Annotated in this window: 23 protein-coding genes; 16 read left to right on the top strand and 7 right to left on the bottom strand. The window is 71.8% G+C overall.

Annotation, left to right across the window (positions count from 1 at the left end; genetic code table 11):
- Window positions 1–47: 47 nt before the first annotated feature.
- Both ACTIE5_RS20360 and ACTIE5_RS20355 read right to left on the bottom strand, forming a co-directional pair.
- Window positions 48–932, bottom strand: coding sequence for a glycoside hydrolase family 19 protein (locus tag ACTIE5_RS20360; protein WP_439551547.1), 885 nt, complete (start codon window positions 930–932; stop codon window positions 48–50).
- A 124-nt stretch (window positions 933–1056) separates the two neighbouring features.
- Window positions 1057–1887, bottom strand: a complete 831-nt coding sequence (locus ACTIE5_RS20355) for an aldo/keto reductase (protein WP_439551546.1) — start codon at window positions 1885–1887, stop codon at window positions 1057–1059.
- A 140-nt stretch (window positions 1888–2027) separates the two neighbouring features.
- Here ACTIE5_RS20355 and ACTIE5_RS20350 point away from each other — a divergent pair, with 140 nt between their 5' ends.
- Window positions 2028–2603: a hypothetical protein gene (locus ACTIE5_RS20350; RefSeq protein WP_439551545.1), complete on the top strand. Its 576-nt coding sequence runs from the start codon at window positions 2028–2030 to the stop codon at window positions 2601–2603.
- 61 nt (window positions 2604–2664) lie between these two features.
- Here the strand turns inward: ACTIE5_RS20350 and ACTIE5_RS20345 are convergent, their stop codons facing one another.
- The gene (locus tag ACTIE5_RS20345) at window positions 2665–3609 is read right to left on the bottom strand and encodes a threonine/serine dehydratase (protein WP_439551557.1); all 945 of its coding nucleotides are present in this window, start codon (window positions 3607–3609) and stop codon (window positions 2665–2667) included.
- Between the two features lie 159 nt (window positions 3610–3768).
- Between ACTIE5_RS20345 and ACTIE5_RS20340 the strand changes: the two genes are divergently transcribed.
- The 7 genes from ACTIE5_RS20340 to ACTIE5_RS20310 all read left to right on the top strand — a co-directional run bounded on the left by ACTIE5_RS20340 (window position 3769) and on the right by ACTIE5_RS20310 (window position 9030).
- A complete protein-coding gene (locus tag ACTIE5_RS20340) occupies window positions 3769–4215 on the top strand; it encodes an HPr kinase/phosphorylase (protein ID WP_439551544.1) in 447 nt (148 codons plus the stop codon).
- On the top strand, window positions 4215–5177 hold the full coding sequence (gene rapZ / locus ACTIE5_RS20335) for an RNase adapter RapZ (protein ID WP_439551556.1): 963 nt from the start codon (window positions 4215–4217) through the stop codon (window positions 5175–5177). The genes ACTIE5_RS20340 and rapZ overlap by 1 nt, the downstream gene beginning before the upstream one ends.
- Window positions 5174–5671 carry a PTS sugar transporter subunit IIA gene (locus ACTIE5_RS20330; RefSeq protein WP_439551543.1) on the top strand — a complete coding sequence of 166 codons (498 nt, stop codon included), beginning with the start codon at window positions 5174–5176 and terminating at the stop codon, window positions 5669–5671. The genes rapZ and ACTIE5_RS20330 overlap by 4 nt, the downstream gene beginning before the upstream one ends.
- 110 nt (window positions 5672–5781) lie before the next feature.
- A complete protein-coding gene (locus tag ACTIE5_RS20325; protein ID WP_245762055.1) occupies window positions 5782–6045 on the top strand; it encodes an HPr family phosphocarrier protein in 264 nt (87 codons plus the stop codon).
- A gap of 15 nt (window positions 6046–6060) precedes the next feature.
- Window positions 6061–7917, top strand: coding sequence for a phosphoenolpyruvate--protein phosphotransferase (gene ptsP / locus ACTIE5_RS20320; RefSeq protein ID WP_439551542.1), 1857 nt, complete (start codon window positions 6061–6063; stop codon window positions 7915–7917).
- Between the two features lie 225 nt (window positions 7918–8142).
- Entirely contained in the window at window positions 8143–8724 is a 582-nt protein-coding gene (locus ACTIE5_RS20315) for an alpha/beta family hydrolase (RefSeq protein ID WP_439551541.1), read from the top strand.
- Window positions 8725–8817: 93 nt separating this feature from the next.
- Entirely contained in the window at window positions 8818–9030 is a 213-nt protein-coding gene (locus ACTIE5_RS20310; RefSeq protein WP_439551540.1) for a hypothetical protein, read from the top strand.
- A 157-nt stretch (window positions 9031–9187) separates the two neighbouring features.
- Here ACTIE5_RS20310 and ACTIE5_RS20305 read toward each other — a convergent pair whose 3' ends face one another.
- Complete coding sequence (locus tag ACTIE5_RS20305; RefSeq protein WP_439551539.1) at window positions 9188–9934, bottom strand: EAL domain-containing protein; 747 nt, start codon at window positions 9932–9934, stop codon at window positions 9188–9190.
- Window positions 9935–10039: 105 nt separating this feature from the next.
- Here ACTIE5_RS20305 and ACTIE5_RS20300 point away from each other — a divergent pair, with 105 nt between their 5' ends.
- Complete coding sequence (locus ACTIE5_RS20300) at window positions 10040–11212, top strand: MFS transporter (protein ID WP_439551538.1); 1173 nt, start codon at window positions 10040–10042, stop codon at window positions 11210–11212.
- Window positions 11213–11431: 219 nt separating this feature from the next.
- Here ACTIE5_RS20300 and ACTIE5_RS20295 read toward each other — a convergent pair whose 3' ends face one another.
- Complete coding sequence (locus tag ACTIE5_RS20295; RefSeq protein WP_439551555.1) at window positions 11432–11593, bottom strand: DUF1674 domain-containing protein; 162 nt, start codon at window positions 11591–11593, stop codon at window positions 11432–11434.
- Window positions 11594–11804: 211 nt separating this feature from the next.
- Between ACTIE5_RS20295 and htpX the strand changes: the two genes are divergently transcribed.
- Complete coding sequence (gene htpX, locus ACTIE5_RS20290; protein ID WP_439551537.1) at window positions 11805–12776, top strand: zinc metalloprotease HtpX; 972 nt, start codon at window positions 11805–11807, stop codon at window positions 12774–12776.
- Window positions 12777–12817: 41 nt separating this feature from the next.
- A complete protein-coding gene (locus ACTIE5_RS20285) occupies window positions 12818–13138 on the top strand; it encodes a hypothetical protein (RefSeq protein WP_439551536.1) in 321 nt (106 codons plus the stop codon).
- A gap of 3 nt (window positions 13139–13141) precedes the next feature.
- Here ACTIE5_RS20285 and ACTIE5_RS20280 read toward each other — a convergent pair whose 3' ends face one another.
- Both ACTIE5_RS20280 and ACTIE5_RS20275 read right to left on the bottom strand, forming a co-directional pair.
- Window positions 13142–13747, bottom strand: coding sequence for a DedA family protein (locus ACTIE5_RS20280; RefSeq protein WP_439551535.1), 606 nt, complete (start codon window positions 13745–13747; stop codon window positions 13142–13144).
- Window positions 13744–15423, bottom strand: coding sequence for an ArnT family glycosyltransferase (locus ACTIE5_RS20275; protein WP_439551534.1), 1680 nt, complete (start codon window positions 15421–15423; stop codon window positions 13744–13746). The genes ACTIE5_RS20280 and ACTIE5_RS20275 overlap by 4 nt, the downstream gene beginning before the upstream one ends.
- Window positions 15424–15471: 48 nt before the next feature.
- On the opposite strand from ACTIE5_RS20275, the gene ACTIE5_RS20270 reads away from it, so the two are divergent.
- The 5 genes from ACTIE5_RS20270 (at window position 15472) to ACTIE5_RS20250 (ending at window position 21022) form a co-directional block, all read left to right on the top strand.
- Complete coding sequence (locus ACTIE5_RS20270) at window positions 15472–16764, top strand: RsmB/NOP family class I SAM-dependent RNA methyltransferase (protein ID WP_439551533.1); 1293 nt, start codon at window positions 15472–15474, stop codon at window positions 16762–16764.
- A gap of 100 nt (window positions 16765–16864) precedes the next feature.
- Window positions 16865–17332 carry an Lrp/AsnC family transcriptional regulator gene (locus tag ACTIE5_RS20265; RefSeq protein ID WP_439551532.1) on the top strand — a complete coding sequence of 156 codons (468 nt, stop codon included), beginning with the start codon at window positions 16865–16867 and terminating at the stop codon, window positions 17330–17332.
- 63 nt (window positions 17333–17395) lie between these two features.
- Window positions 17396–18055: a ribulose-phosphate 3-epimerase gene (gene rpe, locus ACTIE5_RS20260; RefSeq protein WP_439551531.1), complete on the top strand. Its 660-nt coding sequence runs from the start codon at window positions 17396–17398 to the stop codon at window positions 18053–18055.
- A gap of 11 nt (window positions 18056–18066) precedes the next feature.
- Window positions 18067–19734, top strand: a complete 1668-nt coding sequence (locus ACTIE5_RS20255; RefSeq protein ID WP_439551530.1) for a heparinase II/III family protein — start codon at window positions 18067–18069, stop codon at window positions 19732–19734.
- Between the two features lie 172 nt (window positions 19735–19906).
- Complete coding sequence (locus tag ACTIE5_RS20250) at window positions 19907–21022, top strand: glycosyltransferase family 4 protein (RefSeq protein ID WP_439551529.1); 1116 nt, start codon at window positions 19907–19909, stop codon at window positions 21020–21022.
- The last annotated feature ends 7 nt before the right edge of the window (window positions 21023–21029 follow it).

The following is a 21029-nucleotide window of genomic DNA, read 5'->3' as shown; positions in this document are numbered from 1 at the left end:
CAGCCCGCGCAGCGCGAGGAACGGCGTTAGATGGAGCGGATACCCGCTCACCGCAGCGCCCAATCCCCCCAGATCGTCTTCGCGGCTTCGGTCTTCTCCTGCCTTTCCTTCAGGTGGTTCGGCTTCCCCTTGCCCCCCACGGCGTTGGGGCCGAGGTTGATGGCCTGGCTGACCTTCAGCGCATCATCGACGTCCGCATGGTCGTTCAGCTTGTGCCGGGTCCAGAACCAGGACGCGGTCTTGAGGGCGATTTCCGCATCCTTCGACACCAGCTGCGGCTGCGCCTCCAGCGGCAAATCCAGGGCCTTGCCGGCCTCCCGGTAGTTGCCGCGCCCGGTCAGCTGGATCAGCCCCCGCCCGCGATAGGTCCAGCCATCGCCGGAATCGACGCCGCCATTGCCGTTGCGGTTGGCATAGACGGTGTTGGCCAGCTCCTGCGGCTTCCTCTTCTCCGCCGCGTCGCTGTCGGCCAGGGCCGTCTCAAGCGCCTTCTTTTCCTCCGGCGTCTTGGCCTCGCCCAGCTTCAGCGTGATGGCGTCGTGGCGGGTCTTCCGGTCCTCCGGCAGGAAGGACTTCGCCTGTTCCTCCGTCAGGTATTTGCCGTGGGTCGCCAGCAGTCCCGCCAGGGAGTTGAAGACGAAGCCTTCGTCCAGCTTCTGGAAGGACGAACTCTCGATGCAGCATTGCGCGAGGAAGTGGGAAAGCCGCAGCCCGCTGCGGCTGATCTCATGGAACCACAGGGCGCCGGATTTCGATGCGGCGACCAGCGCGTCGAAGACGCGGCGCTGCGTCCCGGGCAGGGTCTTGCCCTGGCCGACCAGCAGCAGCAGGTCTTCCTCCGTGATCGGCACATCGGCCAGCTGCGGCACCGGCGTGTCCGCCGGCGGGAAGCAGCTGATGGGCAGGTGGCAGCCCAGGCCGGGCCGGGGCATCACCGCCGGGCATGCATCCCCCAGCGGGTTCGCCCGCCAGTCACCCCCCTCGAACGTGAAGACGCCCCCTGGCAGGCCCATTCCCGGCGCTCCCTGTTCCGCCGCCGCAGCATAGGCGGTGCGGCTACAGCATCGCCAGCGCGCGCTTGCGCCGGGGCGGCGGGAAGGCCTGGTCCAGCGCCGCCAGATCCTCCGCCGCCAGGCGCAGGTCGCGCGCCGCCGCGTTCTGCCGCACATGGGCGGGGTCCGCCGCCTTGGGGATGGCGATCACGCCCGGCCGGGCCAGCACGAAGGCCAGCGCCACCTGGGCGGGCGTCACCCCGTGCCGTGCCGCGATGGCCTTCAGCGCGGCATTCCGCAGCAGCGCGCCGCCCTGGCCCACGGGCGAATAGGCCATCACCGGCATCCCCCGCCCCGCGCAGAAGGGCAACAGGTCGAACTCCACGCCGCGGGCTTCCAGGTTCCACAGCACCTGGTCCGTCGCGCAATCCGCCAGCGCCGGGCCCAGCTCCTCCAGGTCGTCCACATCCAGGTTGGAGACGCCCCAGCGCGCGATCCTACCCGCCGCGACGGCCTTCTCCATCGCCGCCACCGTTTCCGCCAGCGGAACGCCGCCGCGCCAGTGCAGGAGATACAGGTCGATCCGCTCCACCTTGAGGCGCTTCAGGCTGGCATCCAGCGCCAGCGGCAGCTTCCGGGCGGAAGCGTTGTGCGGATAGACCTTGGAGACGAGGAAGCAGTCATCCCGCCGCCCCGCGATCGCCTCCGCCACCACCTCCTCCGCGCCGCCCTCGGCGTACATCTCCGCCGTGTCGATCAGGGTCATGCCGAGGTCGAGGCCGAGCCGCAGCGCGGCCGCTTCCGCCCGCCGGTCGGACCCCCGTTCCCCCATGTGCCAGGTCCCCTGGCCGAGTGCCGGCACCGCCGTGCCATCCGCGAATCGCACCTGTGTCATGGAACCTTGACCTCCATCCGCCTATCTTCGCCGTCATGAAGACCGCAGCAAGCCACGCCCTTCTCCTCGCCCTGCTGGCTGGCCCCTTGGCCGCGGGCCCCGCGGCCGTTCTTTTCGCGGTCCCCGCGGCCGCCCAACCGGTGACGACCCCCGCCGCCGTCCCGCCGGAGGAGATCGGCAGCTGGCGCCTGTCCTGCATCACGGACCGGATGACGGACCGCGCGGATTGCCTGCTGCGCCACCGCGAACCGGTGGAGCGCGCGCAGGGTGCCGGTGGTTCATCCCTGGTCCTGGAAGTGCAGGACCGCGGCGGCCGCCTGGTGCCCGTGGTCACCGCCCGCGACCTGACGCTGGAAGCTGCCGGCCGCGGCCTGCTGGCCGTGACGGGCACCGCCCAGCTCCGCTTCCCCCCCAACCGCTATTTCGAGATGCCCTGCACGCTGGAGGGTCGGACGCTCGCCTGCGCGCCCAAGGCGGAGGATGCGGCCCGCGCGGCGGAGGAACTGCCCGCCGCCGGCGCTGCCCTGGTCCGCGTCACCGGCCTCGGCGCCGCGACCGCGCAGACGGAGCCGGTGGAGTTGCGGTTGGAGCGCACGCGCGATGCCCTGGCCCGCTACCGCGCCCGGGTGCCGGAGGGCACCGCCCCCCAGCCCCAGCCCAGCGGCCTGACGCTTCCCGAAATCCTCGGCCGCTTCCAGCGCCTGTTCGGCAACTGAGGACGGTCCAGGGCCGGTTCGGCCCTGGCGAGGGGGCGCGGGGGCGCAGCGCTCCCCCCCCTTACACGACCTTGGACGGGTCGGTATTGCTCCCACAAACCACCACAGCCACCCGCGCCCCCGCCGGCGGCACGAAGGCCCCGGTGGTCAGCGCCGCCAGCGCCGTCGCGCCCCCCGGCTCCGCCACCAGGCGCATCGCCTGCCACAGCCGCTTCTGCGCATCGAGGATCGCCGCATCCGGCACCAGCACGGCCCGCGCCACGTGATGGCGCGCGACCTCGAACATCAGCGCGCCCACCTGCCGCGCGCCCAGGCTGTCTGCCGCCAGGCCGCCGACGGGGCAGGGGACGGGCCGGCCCTCCCGCAGCGCGGTCGCCAGCGTCGGGCAGCCCTCGGGCTCCACGCTGATGACCTCCGCGCCGCGGCCCGCATACCAGGCGGCGATGCCGCCGATCAGCCCGCCGCCGCCGGTCGCCACCAGCACATGCGTCGCCTCCGGCGCGTCCTGCCACAATTCCAGCCCGACCGTGCCCTGGCCCGCCAGCACCTCCGCCTGGTCATAGGCATGGACGATCATGGCGCCGGTTTCCGCCGCCCGCGCCTCGCTCGCCTCCCGCGCCTCGTCATAGGCGTTGCCCACCTGATGCAGCGTGGCGCCATAGGCGCGGATGCGGTCGGTCTTGGCGGCCGGCGTCGGCACGGGGCAGAAGACCTCCGCCCGGTGGCCCAGCGCGCGGGCGGCATAGGCGACGGCCGCGCCGTGGTTGCCGCCCGAAGCGGTGGCGACGCCGGCTTCCGGCACCGGCAGGGACAGCATCCGGTTGAAGGCGCCGCGCGGCTTGAAGCTGCCCGTGGCCTGCAGCAATTCCAGCTTCAGGATCAGAGGGATGTCGAGGCCGAGGTCGCCGCCGCCCATCCGCATCACCGGCGTCCGCCGCACGTAAGGCGCGATGCGCCCAGCTGCTGCCTCGATGTCCGCTGCCTGGATATCTGCTGCCTCAATCATCGCCACGCTGCCATTCCCCGATGCAGCCGCGCAGGCTGGCAGCCCCCCTTCGCCGAGGCAACCGCGCCAATCCTTCCCGCTGCCATCGGCGTTCATTTGACTCCCGCCACCTTTCTGCCATGGTCCGGCCCGCCATGAATTGGGGGTCTTCGGACCGCTATGCCGCTGCACGGGTCCTGCGTGGCCCTGGATGATGATGGCGTGCTGATCCTGGGGCCCTCGGGCGCCGGGAAATCCGACCTCGTGCTCCGCCTCCTCGGCCTGGGCTGGAGCCTTGTCGCCGATGACCAGGTGGAGGTCGCGGCGGAACAGGGCACGCTGATCGCCTCCTCCCCCGCCCCGCTCCGCGGCATGCTGGAAATCCGGGGCCTCGGCCTGATGCGGGACCTCCCCGCTTCGGCCAGCGCGCCCCTTCGCCTGGCGATCCAACTGCGCAGCACCGCGCCCCCCCGCCTGCCCGAGCCCGCCCAGTGGACGGCGCATGGCGTCGCCCTGCCGCTGGTGGCGTTGCGCGGGCTGGAACCCTCGGCGCCGGACAAGGTCGCCTTTGCGTTGAAAGCCGCGTGTGGCCGCGCCGCCATGGCCGCCGGCGCGTTTCCCGCGTGATGGACACGCCCCTGCCGCCTGCCCGCCCCGTCGTCCTCGTCTCCGGCCTGTCCGGCGCCGGCAAGGCCTCCATCCTCCGCACCTTGGAGGATCTGGGGTTCGAGACGGTGGACAACCCGCCGCTGACGATCATCGAGGAACTGGTCGGCGATGGCGCGACGCCGCTGGCCATCGGCGTCGATGCCCGCACCCGCGGCTTCGACGCGTCGGAAGTGCTGCGCGTGGTCTCCCGCCTCCGGCTCCGCCCGGATGTCGCGGTTAGCCTGGTCTTCGCCACGGCGGAGGCCCCGGTCCTGCTGCGTCGCTATTCCGAAACCCGCCGCCGCCACCCACTGGCCCCGGGCGGGGCGATGGGCAGCCGGGTGGAGGAGGGGATCGCCCGCGAATCCGCGCTGCTGGCCCCCCTGCTGGATGCGGCCGATGTGGTGCTCGACACCTCCGACCTGCCCCTGCCGGACCTTCGGCGCCAGATCGAACAGCGCTTCCGCCCGGCCAATGCCGCGGGGCTCGGCATCGGCATCCTGTCCTTCGGCTTTCCCCGGGGATTGCCGCGCGAAGCCGATCTGGTGCTGGACGTCCGCTTCCTGCGCAACCCGCATTACGACCCGGCGCTGCGCCCCATGACCGGTCGCGAATCCCAGATCGCGGCATTTGTCGAGGCCGATCCCGCCTTCCTCCCATTCTGGGACCGCATGACGGGCCTGCTGGACCTGCTGTTGCCCCGCTACGTCGCGGAGGGGAAGAAGTACCTGACGCTCGCCTTCGGTTGCACCGGCGGGCGTCACCGCTCCGTGCTTGTGGCGGAGCGCATGGCATCCCATTTGACCTCGCTGGGTTGGCGGGTGGACCTGATCCACCGCGAACTCGCTTCCTCGGCCGCCACCCATGCCCCAACTGCGCAGGGGGCGGTCGCTGGAGAAAATCCTGTTGCGGGGCGGGAGGCCCTGTCGCACTCATCATGATCGGATTGGTCCTCGTCACCCACGGCCGCCTCGCCGAGGAACTGCGTCTCGCCATGGAACACGTGGTGGGCCCGCAAGCCTCGGTCGCGACCGTCTGCATCTTCCCCGAGGACAAGCTGGAGACGCGGCGGGAGGATATCCGCGCCTCCATCGCCGGCGTGGAACAGGGCGATGGCGTCGTGGTGCTGACGGACATCCTGGGCGGCACGCCCTCCAACCTCGCCTTCCAGCTCTGCGACCACCGCACGGTGGAGGTCATCGCCGGCGTCAACCTGCCGCTGCTGGTGAAGCTCGCGAAGATCCGCGGCTCCGAGCCCCTGGCGGAGGCCGTGGCGCATGCCACTGCCGCCGGCCGGAAATACATCGCCTGCGCGGCCGACATGGCCGAGGCCCCGAAACCGAATGGCACCCCCCCCGATGGCTCCACCCCCAATGGGTCTTCCCCCAATGGGTCTTCTGGCGGCCATGCGCGCGACGCCGGAGGCACTGCATGAACGAATGGCCGGATGAAGCGGGGGAGGCGAAAGCCAGCCCCCAGCCGGGCGCTGCCCTGATGGCGGAGGGCGAAGGACCCTGCGGTTGCGACCCCTCCGGCGGATTGGTCATGCGCAAGACGATCAAGATCATCAACAGCCGCGGCCTGCACGCCCGGGCGGCGGCCAAGCTGGTCACCGTCGCCGAACGCTTCTCCGCCTGCGTCAACGTCTCTCGCCACGGGCAGACGGTGCCGGCCTGCTCCATCATGGGGCTCATGATGCTCGGCGCCGGGCAGGGGAGCGAGGTGGTGGTGGAGGCCGAGGGCTGGGACGCCAAGGAAGCGATGGACGCGATCGCCGGCCTGATCGAAGCTGGCTTCCATGAAGACTGATAAGCTCACGGCCGGATGAAGACCGACAAGCCCGACAAGGCGGAAGCGAAAGGCGGCGCGGTTGCCGATCGTCGTGCCGCGCGCCGGGTGAAGGAAACGGTCATCCGGGGCATCGCCGTGTCCCCCGGCATCGCGATCGGGCCGGTCTTCGACACCACCGAACCCCCCGCCGAGGCACCGCGCCGCAGCATCGCGGAAACCGCGGTGGATGCGGAAAAGCAGCGCCTGGCCGCCGCCGTCGCCGCCAGCCGCAAGCAGGTCGCCAAGCTCAAGATGCGCCTCGGCGTGCTGCCGGAGGAAGCGCAGGAGGAACTCGAACCCCTCCTCGACGCCTACGCCATGATGCTGGGCGACTCGCGCCTGATCCGCGGCGCCCGCAAGCGCATCGAATCCGGCCTTCTGGCGGCGGAAACCGCCGTGGCGGATGAAGCCGACGCGATCGCCGATGTGATCCTGGCGGCCAAGGACGACGACAAGGCCGGGCTCCGCCGCCGCGCGGGCGAGGTGCGGGAGATCGCCCGCCGCCTGACCCGCAACCTCACGCAGAACCCCTTCCGCAGCTTCAAGGATGTGCCCGAGGGCGCGATCCTGGTAGCGGAGGAAGTGACCCCCGCCGACGCCGCCCTGCTGGACCCCGCCCGCATCGCCGGCGTCGCGACGGAGGAAGGCGGCGCCGATGGCCATACCGCCATCATGCTCCGCGCGCTGGGCATTCCCGCCGTGCTCGGCGTCCATGGCCTGACGGAAGCCGCCAGGCGCGGGGACCAGATGGTGCTGGATGGCGCCGCCGGCACCATCGCGCTGCACCCCACCGCCGCGACCCTGGCCTGGGCCAAGGACCAGGTCGGCGTCTATGCGCGGGAACGCACCAAGCTCGCCAAGCTCCGCCGCCTGCCCTCCATCACCACGGATGGGGAGGAAGTGGAGCTGCTGGCGAATATGGAGATCCCGGCCGAACTGCCGCTGATCGCCCAGGCCGGCGCCCAGGGCATCGGCCTGCTGCGCACCGAATTCCTGTTCATGAATCGGGAAGACCTGCCGGACGAGGATGCGCAGGTCGCGGCCTATGCCCCCATCGTCGAAGCCATGGCCGGCGACCCCATCACCATCCGCGTCCTCGACTGGGGCGGGGAGAAGGAGATGGAGGCGCTGGCCGCCGGCGTCCCTTCCCAGACCAGCGCCAACCCCGCCCTCGGCCTGCGCGGCATCCGGATGCTGCTGAAGCGGCCTGAATTGCTGGAGGCGCAATTCGCCGCCATCCTCCGCGTGGCCGGCCGTGCCCCCGAAGGCGCGGTGCGCGTGCTGCTGCCCATGGTGACGATCCCGGCCGAGGTGAAGGCGGCGCGGGAGGTCTATGACCGCGTGGCGCGACGCCTGCGCCGGCGGGGGGAGAAACTGCCGGAGAAGCTGCCCGAGCTCGGCGCGATGATCGAGACGCCGGGTGCGGCACTCGCCGCCGATGCCATCGCGCTGGAGGCGGACTTCTTCGCCATCGGCACCAATGATTTGGCCATGTACACGCTGGCCGTGGACCGGGGGGATGCGGAGGTCGCGCATCTGTACGACCCGCTGCACCCCGCCGTGCTGCGCCTGATGCAGTTCGCGACGGAAGCGGCGCTGCGGCTGCGCATGCCGGTTTCCGTCTGCGGGGAGATGGGCGGCAACCCCCGCCTGGTGCCCCTGCTGCTCGGGCTCGGCATCCGCTGCCTGTCCATGAATGCCAGCGCCATCCCGCGCGTGAAGCAGGCTGTCCGGTCGCTCGACATCGGCGATTGCGCCCGCTTCGCCCGCCGCGTGATGGAACAATCCGACCCCGCCCGCATCCGCGAACTGGTCGATGGCTTCGCGACCGGGGTGACGGAACGGGGCTGAGTGACCGTTTGAGAATACTGGCGGCTGAGGGTTCGCGAGGGATTTTTCCGTCCCTGGCAGGAGCCGGGCGCGGCCGATGCTGGTTGCATCGGCAAGTCCGGCGTCACGCCGCAGGCGTGCCTTCGTCACGAGGCAAGGGGCGGAAAAGCCCAGCGAAACCGACCCGCCAGTGTTCTCAAACGGTCACTGAGCTTCACCGACTTCCAGGGTGCCACCCCGTTTCGCATGATTGTCGCCGCCGGCCGCCTCGGGCCCGCCTTCTACCTCGCCGGTGATTCCTTCCCCGACGATGTCGGGGTCGAACGCGCCCTCGCCCCCCGCCTCTCCCCCCATCTCGGCGGCTGGATCGGGCAGGAAGCGCTGGTGGCGGCGGGAGGGCGCTTCGACCCCGACATCGCGGCGCGCGCGGCACAGCTGGAAGCGATGCTCCCGGAAGGGCCTGCCTTGTCCCGCATCGTGCTGATCGGGCGATCCTCCGGCGCGCGGGTGGTGACGCAGGTCGCCTGCCGCCGGCCCGTGCTGGCCGTGATCTGCCTCGGCTACCCCTTCCGCCGGCCCGGCGCGGCGGAGGATCCGGAACGCTACGCCCACCTCGCCCATCTTGCCGTGCCGACGCTGATCCTGCAGGGCAAGCACGACGCATACGGGACGCCGGAGGTGGCGCGCGGGCTCTGCCTTTCCCCCTCCATCCGGCTGGAGCCGCTGGAGGCGGACCATCGGCTGCGCCTGGCTTCGCCCGGCTGGGACGCCGCCTGCCGGCTGATCCGCGCCTTCTGCGGCATGGCGGTGCATGGCCTCACGGGTTGATGACCGTGCCGCCCCTTTCCCGCCGCGATCATGCCGCGCCGGCGCCCTGCCGCCTGGGGAGGCTCCCCCGACTGCCACGGAAAGGGGATCGCCATGCCGCCCATCCGCCGCGCCGCCGCCACCGGGCTGCTCGCCCTGTGGCTTTCGCCCCTACCGGCCGAGGCCGGTGGCCCGACCTCGCCGGCCGAGACGGCGACACCGGCCAGTGAGATGCGCCCACCGGCACCGCTGGAGAGCTGGCGGGAGAGCCAGCGCCGGCTTGATCACGACAGGCGTGACCCGAACAGGGCGGGGGAGGGTGGCTGAAACGCTGGCCTTTCGCCAGTGATCCTGTTATGTTCCAGCGATTCCAGCGATTCCAGCGGCCTCGCCACGCCCGCCCGCCGAAACACCGGCACGTTGAATCGGTGCTAAATGTGCTAAAAGGGCTTAATCGGCTTTAGAATTGAGGCCGGACGCCGCCTCAGGCGATCCCGTCCGGTGCCCGGATACCCGGCACCACCGGGACTGGCAGCACGCCGATCCCGGGCCTGGCGAAGAGGAAGCCCTGCATCGCCCGCACCCCCATGGCGTGCAGCGCCCGCATCTCGCCCACCGTCTCCACGCCCTCCACCACCGGTACCAGGCCGAAGGAGTTCAGCTGCGCCAGCGTCAGGCGCACCTGCTCCATCCGCCGCGGATCGAGGTCGAGGCCCATGATGACCTCCCGCGCGATCTTGGCGCCATCCGGCCGCCAGGCCATCAGCAGGGGCATCCGCGCATGGCCGGTGCCGACATCGTCCAGCGCGATGCGCAAGCCCCGGCGCTGCAGGGCGCCGAGTTCGAGTGCCAGCGCCTCCGGGTCCTCCACCGGCTCCATCTCGCTGATCTCGAACACCAGCCGGTCCATCGGGAAGCCCAGCGCCGCCGCGTCATCGGCCGTGCGGCGGACGCCGAAATCGGGGTGGGAGACGCAGCCGGGATAGAGGTTGAGCGTCAGCGCCGCCGTGGTGGCCGGCAGGCCGAGGCGCAGCGCCTCCTCGATCGCCGCGCGGCGGATCTCGGCATCCACCCGGTAGCGGTCGGGCAGCGGGACGGCGGCCAGCACGCTGCCCGCCGATTGCCCGGCACGGCCCCGCACCAGCGCTTCCTGCGCGATGGTCAGGCCGGTCTCGACATCCACGATGGGCTGGAAGGCGATGGCGAAAGGGGGGGCGAGGGGGAACGTCACTGCGCGACACTCTGTTCCACACCTTGTCCGGACACGCCAGGGTTCCGGCGCCCAGTCCCGTGTCGCCGGGTTGCGCAATGTCGCCCCCGGCCGCACATCCGCCCGATGGCATCCCCCGCCGGCACCGGCCGATTGATCCTGATCCTCGGCCTGGCCTGCTTCGCCGCCAACCTGGCCATGCGGTCGCTCGACCCGCTGGTGGGCGTGCTGGCCGGTGAGTTTCGCACCACGCCGGAGACGGTCGCGCTGCTCGCTACCGCCTTCTCCCTCCCCTATGCGCTGGTGCAGCCGGTGCTGGGGCCGGTGGGCGATGCAGTGGGCAAGCGCCGCGTCATCCGCGCCTGCCTGGTGGTGCTGGCGCTTGCCCTGGTCGCGCATCTTTTCGTGACGGACCTCGCCACCCTGGCGGTGCTGCGGATGATCGCCGGCGCCGCCGCGGGCGGCACCTTTCCGCTCTGCATCGCCACCATCGGGGATCGGGTCCGGATCGAGGATCGGCAACTCGCGCTTTCCCGACTGCTGGTCGCGGGGCTGACGGGCTCCGCCGCCGGCGCGCTGGTGGCGGCGGCGCTGGAGCCGTATATGGGCTGGCGGGGCGTCTCCCTGCTGTGTGCCCTGGCGGCGGTGGGCGCGGTGCTGGTGCTGCGGCCCGATGCGGGGGAGGCGCCCGCGGCCCCACGGCGCCTGAACCTGGCGGAGGCGCTGGCCCGCTACCGCCAGCTCTGGTCGCTCCGCGCCGCGCGGGTGCTCTATGGCAGCGTCTTCATGGAGGGGATGCTGGTGTTCGGCATCTTCCCCTTCATCGCCCCCCTGGTGATCGAACGCGGGCTGGGCGGGCAGCGGGAGGCCGGGCTGGCCGTCGCCGCCTTTGCCGCCGGCGGCTTCCTCTTCGCCGCCCTGGCGCCGGCCATGCTGCGGATCGGCGGGCAGCGCCTCACGCTCCGCTATGGCGGCTTCGTCGCGGCCTCCGGCATGGTCGCGCAGGCGCTGGCGCCCAGCGCCTGGGTGCTGGTGGCGGGCTGCCTAGTGCTCGGCCTCGGCTTCTACATGATGCACAGCGCGATCCAGACGCGGGTGACGGAGGTCGCGCCCATGGCCCGCGGCAGCGCGGTCGCGATGCATGCCTTCTGCTTCTTCATGGGCCAGTCGCTCGGCCCCGCCGTGATGGGGCTCGGGCGGGGCGCGCTGGGGGCGGAGCCGCCGCTGTTCATCGCGGCGGTAGGGCTCGCCTGTCTCGGTCTGTTCCTGGCCCGATCAGGCCGTCCCAGGCCGGGTTGAGGTTCGCGATTCGCCCCGTTGATGGAACGCAGGGTGAATCGGAACAGGCAGGGGCCGGACAGTCGGCCATGGAATCAAGGTCCTGGCCCGAGTCGCCGGAACGAATCGCTGCCCCGGGCCGGATGTTCCCGCCCCACAATACTTGGGGGGCGCGTTCCGATTCGCACCACAAGCGTGTTCCCCGAGTCGCAGCCGAGTCGCGGAACAGCTTGATCCGACTCAGAAATCCGTCGCGCGGCCCTTCTGTTCCCAGTCGCCATAGCGCGTGGGCTCCGGCCCCTTCGGCCCGCCAATCTCCTTCGGCAGGGGGGCCATGCGCATCGGCTTCTCTCTGGGCGGATCACCCACCGGCGCCGGCGGCGGCTCCCCGGGCAGGGGCATGTCGCCATCCGGCGGCGGCTGGATCACCGGTGGCGGCTCGGAAGGCGGCTGGCCGGGGGGTGGGCCGGGCGGGTTGCTCGGCGGAATGGGAAGCTGCTGGGCCATCGGGCCGTGATTGGCATCGGTCATGCCCCACATGTAGGACCTCCTCGCGCAGGTGCAGACCCCTTCAACGCATCGCGCGGCGGAAAGACGGAGGCACCGGGCGATCATGAGTGGATATCTGCGGACGGCCGTGCTGCTGGCGGCGATGACGGCGATCTTCGTGGGCGTCGGCTTCGTCATCGGCGGCCAGCAGGGCATGGTCATCGCCTTCCTGGTGGCCTGCGGGATGAATGTCTTCGCCTGGTGGAACAGCGACCGCGTCGTGCTCGGCATGCACAACGCCCAGCCCATCGGCCCCGCCGATGCACCGCGGCTTTTCGCCATGACGCAGGCGCTGGCCACGCGGGCGGGGCTGCCCATGCCTGCCCTCTATGTGATCCATGAGGACCAGCCCAACGCCTTCGCCACCGGCCGCAGCCCGGACCGCGCGGCGGTGGCGGTGAATACCGGCCTGCTGGATCTGATGCCGGAGCGGGAGGTGGCGGGCGTGATCGCGCATGAACTCGCCCATATCCGCAACCGCGACACGCTGATCATGACCATCACGGCCACCATCGCGGGCGCCATCGGCATGCTGGCGCAGTTCGGCTTCCTGTTCGGCAGCCGCAACAGCGAGGGCCGTCAGAACCCCTTCGGCCCGATCGGCGCCATCCTGCTCGTGGTCCTCGCCCCCATCGCCGCGATGATCGTGCAGATGGCGATCAGCCGGTCCCGGGAATATGAGGCCGACCGCGTCGGCGCCGAGATCGCCGGCGACGCGGAGGGCCTGGCCAACGCCTTGATGCGGCTGGAGGGCTACAAGCAGGGACGGGTGAATGAGGCCGCGGAAGCCAACCCCGCATCCGCCCATGTCTTCATCATCAACCCGCTCTCGGGGCTGCGGATGGATGGGCTGTTCTCCACGCACCCCAGCACGGCCAGCCGCGTGGCGGCGCTGCAGGCGCTGGCGGGGCGGGTCGGCCCGCCGCCCGGTGGCTCCGCGCCGCCGCGCCGGATGCCGCAAGCCGGCCCCGCGCGCCCCTCGATGCAGCCTGGCCCCTGGTCCAACCCCGGCGGGCGGCGGAACCCGTGGGGCTGATCCTTCGTTTGCCCCGGCGTTCCCTCGAAGGACCGCCGGACATGCAAGCCCCCGAAGGCTGGCGCCGCCTGCCCATCCTGGTGCGCTTCCTGCTGTCCCACGCCGCGATCGGCTTCGGCATCTCCGCCGTCGCCACCACCGCCTTCGTGCTGGCGGACCCCGGCGGCGCAGGGGGCATCCTGCTGAATGCCGCTGGCCATTGGTGGCCGGTGGTGGTGCTGTGGTTTTTCCTCGGCCTCACCTTCGGCAGCGCCCAGATCGGCGCCGCGACGATGCTGCTGGCCGAACGGCCGGAGAAGCCGCGCCGGCCGGGCGGCGGCAACCGCGCCCCCGCCTTGGTGCCCGTTCCGCTCCGGCGCTGAGGCTCAGCGCGGCTTGCGGATTCGGGTGGACCAGATGTGCCAGAAATATGTGCCGAGGATGCCGGCGACCACGACATAGGCGAAGGGCTCCAGCCACCCCTCCACCTGGTCGTAATGGTCTTCCATGAAGTAGCCAGCGCAGATCAGGAAGGTGATCCACACCGTGCTGCCGATGGTCGTGTAGAAGTAGAACAGGCCGCGCGGGATGCGGATCAGCCCGGCGGGGATGGAGATGACGGTGCGGATGCCGGGCAGCAACCGGCCGAAGGACAGCGCGAAGGGGCCGTATTTCCGCAGCGTATCCTCGGCCTTGCGGAGGTCGTCCTCCCCCACCGCGAACCAGCGGCCGTAGCGGCCGACCATGGGCCGGATGCGGTCCGCGCCGATGGCGCGCGACAGTTCGTACCAGAAGACATTGCCCAGCAGAGTGCCGACGATGCCCGCGATCAGCGCCAGGGTGAAGGACATCTGCCCCCGCGCGGCCGCGAAGCCCGCCAGCGGCATGATCACCTCCGACGGGATGGGCGGGAACAGGTTCTCCAGGAACATCAGGAACAGCACGCCGGGCCAGCCGCCGGCGGCCACCACGTTCGTCACCCACTCGATCATCCACCCACTCCGTACAGCACGATCGCCACCCGGCGGCCGCGGGAATAATTGAAGCCGGCCACGGTGCCGCGTTCCTGCGGCACCAGGCCGAGGGCCGCCGCTTCCGCCCGGAAACGCGCTTCCTCCCGGTCCGATACGGCGGCGAGGCGCCCGGGTTCCCCGGCCAGGAAGCGCGCTGCTTCCTCGCCCCCCCGCAGCAGGCGGATCTCGGAGCCGAGCGCGAACATCAGGCTGGGTTCGTGATAGCCGGTGATGCCGAAGCGTTCATCGGGCAGCCCCGGCGCTGCCTGATGGACCAGCGCCGCCAGGCGCGGCGAGATCCAGGGCGCCGTCATCCCCGGCAGCACGCCGCCCAGCACGACGGCCTGCAGGGGCACGGCCAGCAGCACCGCCAGAAGCGCGGCCCTTGCCGGCGCGCCATCCCGCAGCATCAGCCAGACCCCCGCGGAGAACAGCGCCGCCGCCGGCAGCGCCAGCAGCGCCACCAGGGAGACACGGCCATCCGCCAGCACCGGCAGCGCCACCGCGACGGCCGCGATGCCGAAGGCCACGACGATCGCCACCACCAGGGAGAAGACGGAAAGCCAGCGCGGCGGCTGCCGCCGCAGCGGGTCCAGCGCCCAGGCCGCGGCCAGCAGCATCAGGGCCGGATAGGCCGGCATGGCGTAGTGCGGCAGCTTGGTCGTCACCGCCTCGAACATCAGCCAGACCGGTACGGCCCAGGCGAGGAGGAAGCGCGTGGCGGGTTGCAGCCGGTCCGTCCAGGCGCCGGGCGCGGCGCGCAGCACCAGGAAGGCGGCGGGGAAGGCCGCGACGCCGAAGCTGAGGAAATAATAGCCGGGCGGGCCCCAATGATTCTCATCCGCGCCGCCGACCTTGTTCAGCATGTCGCCGCCCAGCGCATCGGCGATGAAGCGGCCCTCGGTCGCGATGGTAACGGCGATGAACCAGGGCGCGGCGGCCAGGACCATCAGGGGCAGCCCCCAGCCCGGGCGCAGGGCGCGCAGCCAGGGCGCGCCGGTCTTCCAGCCGCGATCCGCGGCGAACAGCGTGATACCCGCCAGCAGCGGCACCGCGGGCCCGATCGGCCCCTTCAGCAGCACCGCGCCCCCCAGCACCAGCCAGAAGCCGGCCGCCTGCCGGGCGCTGAACTGCCCTGGCGCCAGGTAGGCCCGCCCCATCAGCCCCATCGCCACGACGATGGTGCCGAGCAGCGCGGCATCGGTCTTGGCGATATGCGTCTCCACGCCCAGGACGAAGCATCCCGCCAGCATGGCCGCGCCCAGGAAGGCCGCCCGCCGCCCGACCAGCGACCGCCCGAAATGCGCCGTGGCCAGCACCGCCAGCATCGCGCCGAGGAGGGAGGGGATGCGATACGCCCAGATATCGGCCCGGGTGCCGAGCCGGAGGCCCTCCAGCACATGCACCGAGGTGGCCTGGGCCCAGTGGATGCCCGCGGGCTTCTTGTTGCGCTCCACCTCGCCCAGGCGGATCCGGACGTAATCGCCGGTCTCCACCATCTGCCGGCTGGCCTGGGCGAAGCGGCTTTCGTCGCGGTCCCCGGCGGGGATGGTGAAGAAGCCCGGCAGCCAGAGCAGCAGGCACAGCAGCGCGAGCCAGGGAAGCGGGCGGCGCGTCTCCGGCAGCCTGTCGAGGAAATCGCGCAACGCTTGCATCGCGCGGCCCTAGCACGGCGCGGGCCGGGGGGCCATAAAGCGCCGCTCATGCCCCCCAGCACCCCCACTCGCGCACCCCGACGCAACCAACCCGGCAAGCAGGCGCCTGGCGTGCTGACGCGCAACGCCGCGCTCGCGCTCCTCGCCGCCGTCTTCGAACGCCGCCGGCCGATCGAGGAAGCCCTCGATGCCCTGCCCGCGGCGCTGGAGGCGCGGGACCGCGGTGCCGCCCACCGCATCGCCGCCGCCGTGCTGCGGCGCGCCGGCAGCCTCGATGCCGTGCTGGAGCCCTTCCTCCGCCGCGAACCGCCGCCCGTGGTGCGTGCCGCGCTGAGGATGGGGGCGGCGGAGCTGCTGCTGCTCGGTACCCCCGCCCATGCCGCCGTCGCCGCGACGGTGGAGGTGGTGCCCCGCCCCTTCGCCGGCCTGGTCAACGCCGTGCTCCGCAAGGTGGCGGCCGAGGGTTCGCTGGAAGGCCTGGACGCGGAGCGGCTGGATACGCCTCCCTGGCTCTGGTCCACCTGGCATGCCGCCTATGGCCCCGCGGTGCGCGCCATCGCCCGCGCCCACCAGGTGCCCGCGCCGCTCGACATTTCCCTCAAGCCCGGCGCGACGCCGCCGGAAGGGGCGGTGGAACTGCCGACCGGCAGCTGGCGCCTGCCCGCCGGCACCCGGGCGGCCGACCTGCCCGGCCTGGCCGAGGGGCATTTCTGGGTGCAGGACGCCGCCGCCGCCCTGCCGGCGAAGCTGCTGGCGGTGAAGCCCGGGGAGCGCGTGGCGGACCTCTGCGCCGCCCCCGGCGGCAAGACCGCCCAGCTTTCCGCCGCCGGCGCCGCCGTGACGGCCGTGGAACGCGACCCCCGCCGCGCCGCCAGGCTGCGGGAGAACCTTGCGCGGCTCGGCCTGGATGCCGTCGTGCTGGAAACCGATGCCGCAACCTGGCAGCCCGATGGCGCGGGCTTCGATGCCGTGCTGCTGGATGCCCCCTGTTCCGCCACCGGCATCATCCGCCGCCATCCGGACATCCCCCACCTGAAGCGCGTGGCGGACATCACCGCGCTCGCGGAAACCCAGGCGCGGCTGCTGGAACAGGCAATCCGCCTGCTGCGCCCCGGCGGCCGCCTGGTGCTGGCCACCTGCTCCCTCCAGCCCGAGGAAGGGGAGGCGCATCTGGCGCGGGCCGAGGCGCTGGGCCTGGTGGCCGATCCGATCCAGCCCTCGGAACTGCCGGGGCTGGAGGAGGCGATCACCGCCCGCGGCACGCTCCGCACGCGGCCCGACCTCTGGGCCGATCGCGGTGGGCTGGATGGCTTCTTCGCCGCGCGTTTTCGGCGGCTTTGAGGGGTTCGGGCGGAAGATCCTTCTCAGCAGGCCCGCCCCTGGCGTGATCCGAAAAAATTTGTTCTAAAGTTTCGGCAGCGTTACCCGGGACACCCAAGGCATGGCCACCGCCGAACTCGACCGCATCGACCGTGAGATCCTCCGCCTGCTGATGCAGGACGCCGCCCGTTCGCTGGCGGAAATCGCCCAGGAGGTGGGGCTGACCCCCACCCCCTGCTGGAAGCGCATCAAGCGGATGGAGGAAGCGGGGGTCATCACCGGCCGCGTGGCGCTGGTGGATGCCACGCTGGTCGGGCTGCCGATCTCCGTCTTCGTCTCCGTGGAAACGGGCGACCATTCCGCCGACTGGATCGCCCGCTTCGCCGCCGCCGTGGACAGCCTGCCGGAGATCGTGGAGTGCTGGCGGCTCGGCGGCGATGTCGACTACCTGCTGCGCGTCGTGGTGCCCGACATGGCGGGATACGATGCGTTCTACCGCCGTTTCGTTGCGGCAGTGCCGAGCCTGCGCAAAGTGACCGGCCGCTTCGCCATGGAACGCGTCAAAAGCACGACCGCCCTGCCGATTTGAGGGGGTGCAAGGCCCCCCGCCCGGTTTCCCCGCGGGGCGGTGGCGGGTAGAAGCGGAACTGACATGTCCTCTTCACGCCCCATCCGCATCGCGCCCTCCCTCCTCGCCGCCGATTTCGCGCGGCTGGGCGAGGAAGTGGCTGCCATCGAGGCCGCTGGCGCCGATTGGCTCCACCTCGACATCATGGACGGCCATTTCGTCCCCAACATCTCCTTCGGCCCATCGGTGGTGAAGGCGCTGCGCAAGCACGCGCGGATGCCCTTCGACGTGCACCTGATGATCGCGCCGGCGGACCCCTACCTCGCGGCCTTCGCCGATGCGGGGGCGGACCTCATCAGCCTGCACCCGGAAGCGGGGCCGCATCTGCACCGGTCGCTGCAGACCATCCGCGCGCTGGGCAAGAAATCCGGCGTGGTGCTGAACCCCGCGACGCCTGTCGGCGTGGTGGCGGAGGTGATCGACCTGGTGGACCTGGTGCTGGTGATGTCGGTGAACCCCGGCTTCGGGGGCCAGTCCTTCATCCGCACGCAGCTTTCCAAGATCGCGACGCTGCGCGGCATGATCGAGGCCTCCGGCCACGAGATCGCCCTGCAGGTCGATGGCGGCGTGACGGCGGTGACGGCGAAGGATTGCATCGCCGCCGGCGCCGATGTGCTGGTGGCGGGCACCGCGGTGTTCGGAACGTCTGACTACGCCGCCGCCATCACCGGCCTGCGCGGATAAAGGGAGACGCCATGATCGGGGGGGTCCTTCGCGGCGCGCGCCGCATCCTGGCGAATCTGAAACCGATCAAGGTGCCGGACGGCCCCGCGCGGTCCTTCCGCGACCTCTGGCCCGGCGATGCCGCGCGCGGTGCCCGCCTGCTGCGGGGCGAGTTCGAGGTGCAGGGCACCGTCCGCCCGCTGCGGCCGCAGGATGCGGATGGCGGCCCGGGCGATTGGGGCGGCGGCGGCGGTTCGGCCGCCTGGCGCAGCGCGGCCCATGGCTTCGCCTGGCTGCGGGACCTTCGTGCCCTCGGCACCGACGCCGCCCGGCTGCGCGGCAGGGCGCTGACCGCGGATTGGCTGGCACTGGCCAGCCATGAGGCGCTGGCCGAGGCGCCGGAAGTGGCGGGTGCGCGCATCTCCGCCTGGCTCGGCCATTGGGATTTCCTGGCTGCGACGGCGGAGGACGGGTTCCGCAAGCAGTTGATGCAGCGCCTGGCCCAGGATGCCCGCGGCGTGGTGGCCGGCCTGCCGGCCGAAGCCGCGCATCGCGGTGCGCTGGTCGCGCTGAAGGGCGGCATGGCGGCCGCCGTGGCGCTGGAGGAGGAAACCTGGCTCGCCCGCTGCGTCCGTTTCCTGCCGCAGGAGCTTGAACGCCAGTTCAACCCGGATGGCGGCCATGTGGAGCGCAGCCCGACCGCGCAGCTGTTGGCGCTGCAGGATTTGATCGAGATCCGCAACCTGCTGCATGGCGCGGGGATCGAGGCGCCGGCCCAGCTGGCCGGCACGCTGGACCGCGCGGCCCCCGCTTTGCGCCTGTTGCGCCATGCCGATGGCGGTCTGTCGCTGTTCAACGGGACGCGGGAGGAACAGGCCGCGATCATCGATTTGGTGCTCACCCAGGGCCAGTCCCGCGGCCGCGCGCCGACCCACCTGCCGGAAACCGGCTTCCAGCGCCTTTCGGCCAGCCGCACCCTGGTGATCGCGGATTGCGGCGCGCCGCCCGGTGCGCGGCGGGATGCGGCGCCGGGCGGGTTGCCGCGCGGCGCCGACCGCAACGCCCATGCCGGGACCCTGTCCTTCGAGATGTCGGTGGGTCGCGACCGCCTGATCGTGAATTGCGGCGCCGCCCCGGCCGCGGAGGGCGAATGGCGCGACGCGCTGCGCGCCACCGCCGCCCATTCCACCCTGGTCCTGGCCGACACCAATTCCAGCGAGCTGAAGCCCGAGGGGCTGGGCCGCCGCGTGGAGCAGGTGGAGGCTGACCGGCAGGAAGCCAATGGCGCGCAGTGGCTGGAGGCCAGCCATGATGGCTGGGTCCGCCAGTTCGGCCTGCGGCACCGTCGACGGCTCTACCTCTCGGAATCCGGCGACGACCTCCGTGGCGAGGATGTGCTGGAGGCGGAGCGCGACGTCGCCATCCCCGGCTTCGCCGTGCGCTTCCATCTGCACCCCACCGTGGTGGCGAGCCTGCAGCAGGATGAGCAGGGCGTGCTGCTGCGCCTGCCGTCGGGCGTGGGTTGGCGGTTGCGGGTGAAGGGCGCGCGCGTCGCGATCGAGGAGAGCATCTACCTGGCCGCGGAGCCGCGCCGGGGCCAGCAGGTGGCGCTGTATGCGGAACCGGGTGCGAACAGCCTGCAATGGGCGATCGTTCGCGCCAGCATGGGCACGCCGGGCGGGGCGGAGGCGGAGGAGTAGGGGTGGCTGTGGCTGCCCGGGGGGAACGCTGTTCCCCCCGTACCCCCCATGCCAAGGGCCCCCTCCTTGACGGCTTGGGGGGCCTTGGAACCCTTGTATTGACGACGGTCCAGGGCCGGTTCGGCCCTGGCGGTAGGGGTGTGGGGAAGGCAGCGCCTTCCCCACCTCGCCCATGAAAATCCTCGAGATCACCAACGTCGACTTCTCGCTGCGCCATTTCCTCCTCCCGCTGATGCGCGGCCTCCGCGACCGCGGCCATGAGGTGGTGGGCGTCTGCGCCGAGGGCCCTTTGCTGGACCTTCCCCGCGCCGAGGGCTTTCGGATCGCCCCCGTTCCCATGGCCCGCAGCCTCAACCCGCTGGCGCAGGCGCGGGCGCTGCGGTCCCTGGTCGCCCTGATGCGGGCGGAGAAGCCGGACCTGGTCCACGCCCATATGCCGATCAGCGGCTTGCTGGCGCGCACCGCCGCGCGCGTCACCGGCGTGAAGCGCATCGCCTATACCTGCCACGGCTTCCTCTTCAACCAGCCCGGCCCCTGGTGGCGCGGGACCCTCGCGCTGAACCTGGAACGCGCCGCCGGCCGCATCACCGACACCTTCATGACCGTCAGCGCCGAGGAGGCGGAGGATGCGCGGCGCCTTGACATCCATCCCCACGCGACGGCGGTGCTGAACGGCCGCGATCCCGCGCGCTTCCGGCCGGACGCGGCCGCACGGGCGCGGTTGCGGGCGGAGCTGGGCGCGGCGCCGGCGGATTGCGTCGTCATCGCCGTCTCCCGCCTGGTGCGCCACAAGGGCATTCCGGAGTTGCTGGCCGCCGCGCCGCCGGGCTGCACGCTGTGGATTGTCGGCGAACGCCTGCCCTCCGACCATGGGGAGGATCTGGAGCCGCATTTCGCCCGCGCGGCGGCGGCGCTCGGTCCGCGCCTCAGGCGCCTGGGCTACCGGCACGACATCCCGGCGCTGATGGCGGCGGCCGATGTCTTCTGCCTGCCGTCGCATTTCGAGGGCCTGCCCATGTCCATCATCGAGGCGATGCTGACCGGCCTGCCCGTGGTGGCGACCGATATCCGCGGCCCCCGGGAACAGGTGGTGCAAGGCGAGACCGGCCTGCTGGTGCCCCCCGCCACCGTCGAACCGCTTGCCGCCGCCCTGGCGCGCCTGGCTGCCGACCCCGCGCTGCGCGCCGCGATGGGGCAGGCCGGCCGCGCCCGGGCACTGGACCGTTTCGATGAGGCGAAGATCGTCGCCCGCACCATTGCATTGCTGGAAGGCACCAAACGCGGTTGATGCCCCG

Origin of the sequence: Falsiroseomonas sp. (assembly GCF_051859025.1) — a bacterium.
Lineage (GTDB): Bacteria > Pseudomonadota > Alphaproteobacteria > Acetobacterales > Acetobacteraceae > Falsiroseomonas.
The sequence above is the reverse complement of the archived record's forward strand: the minus strand, read 5'-3'. Positions and strand labels throughout refer to the sequence as shown.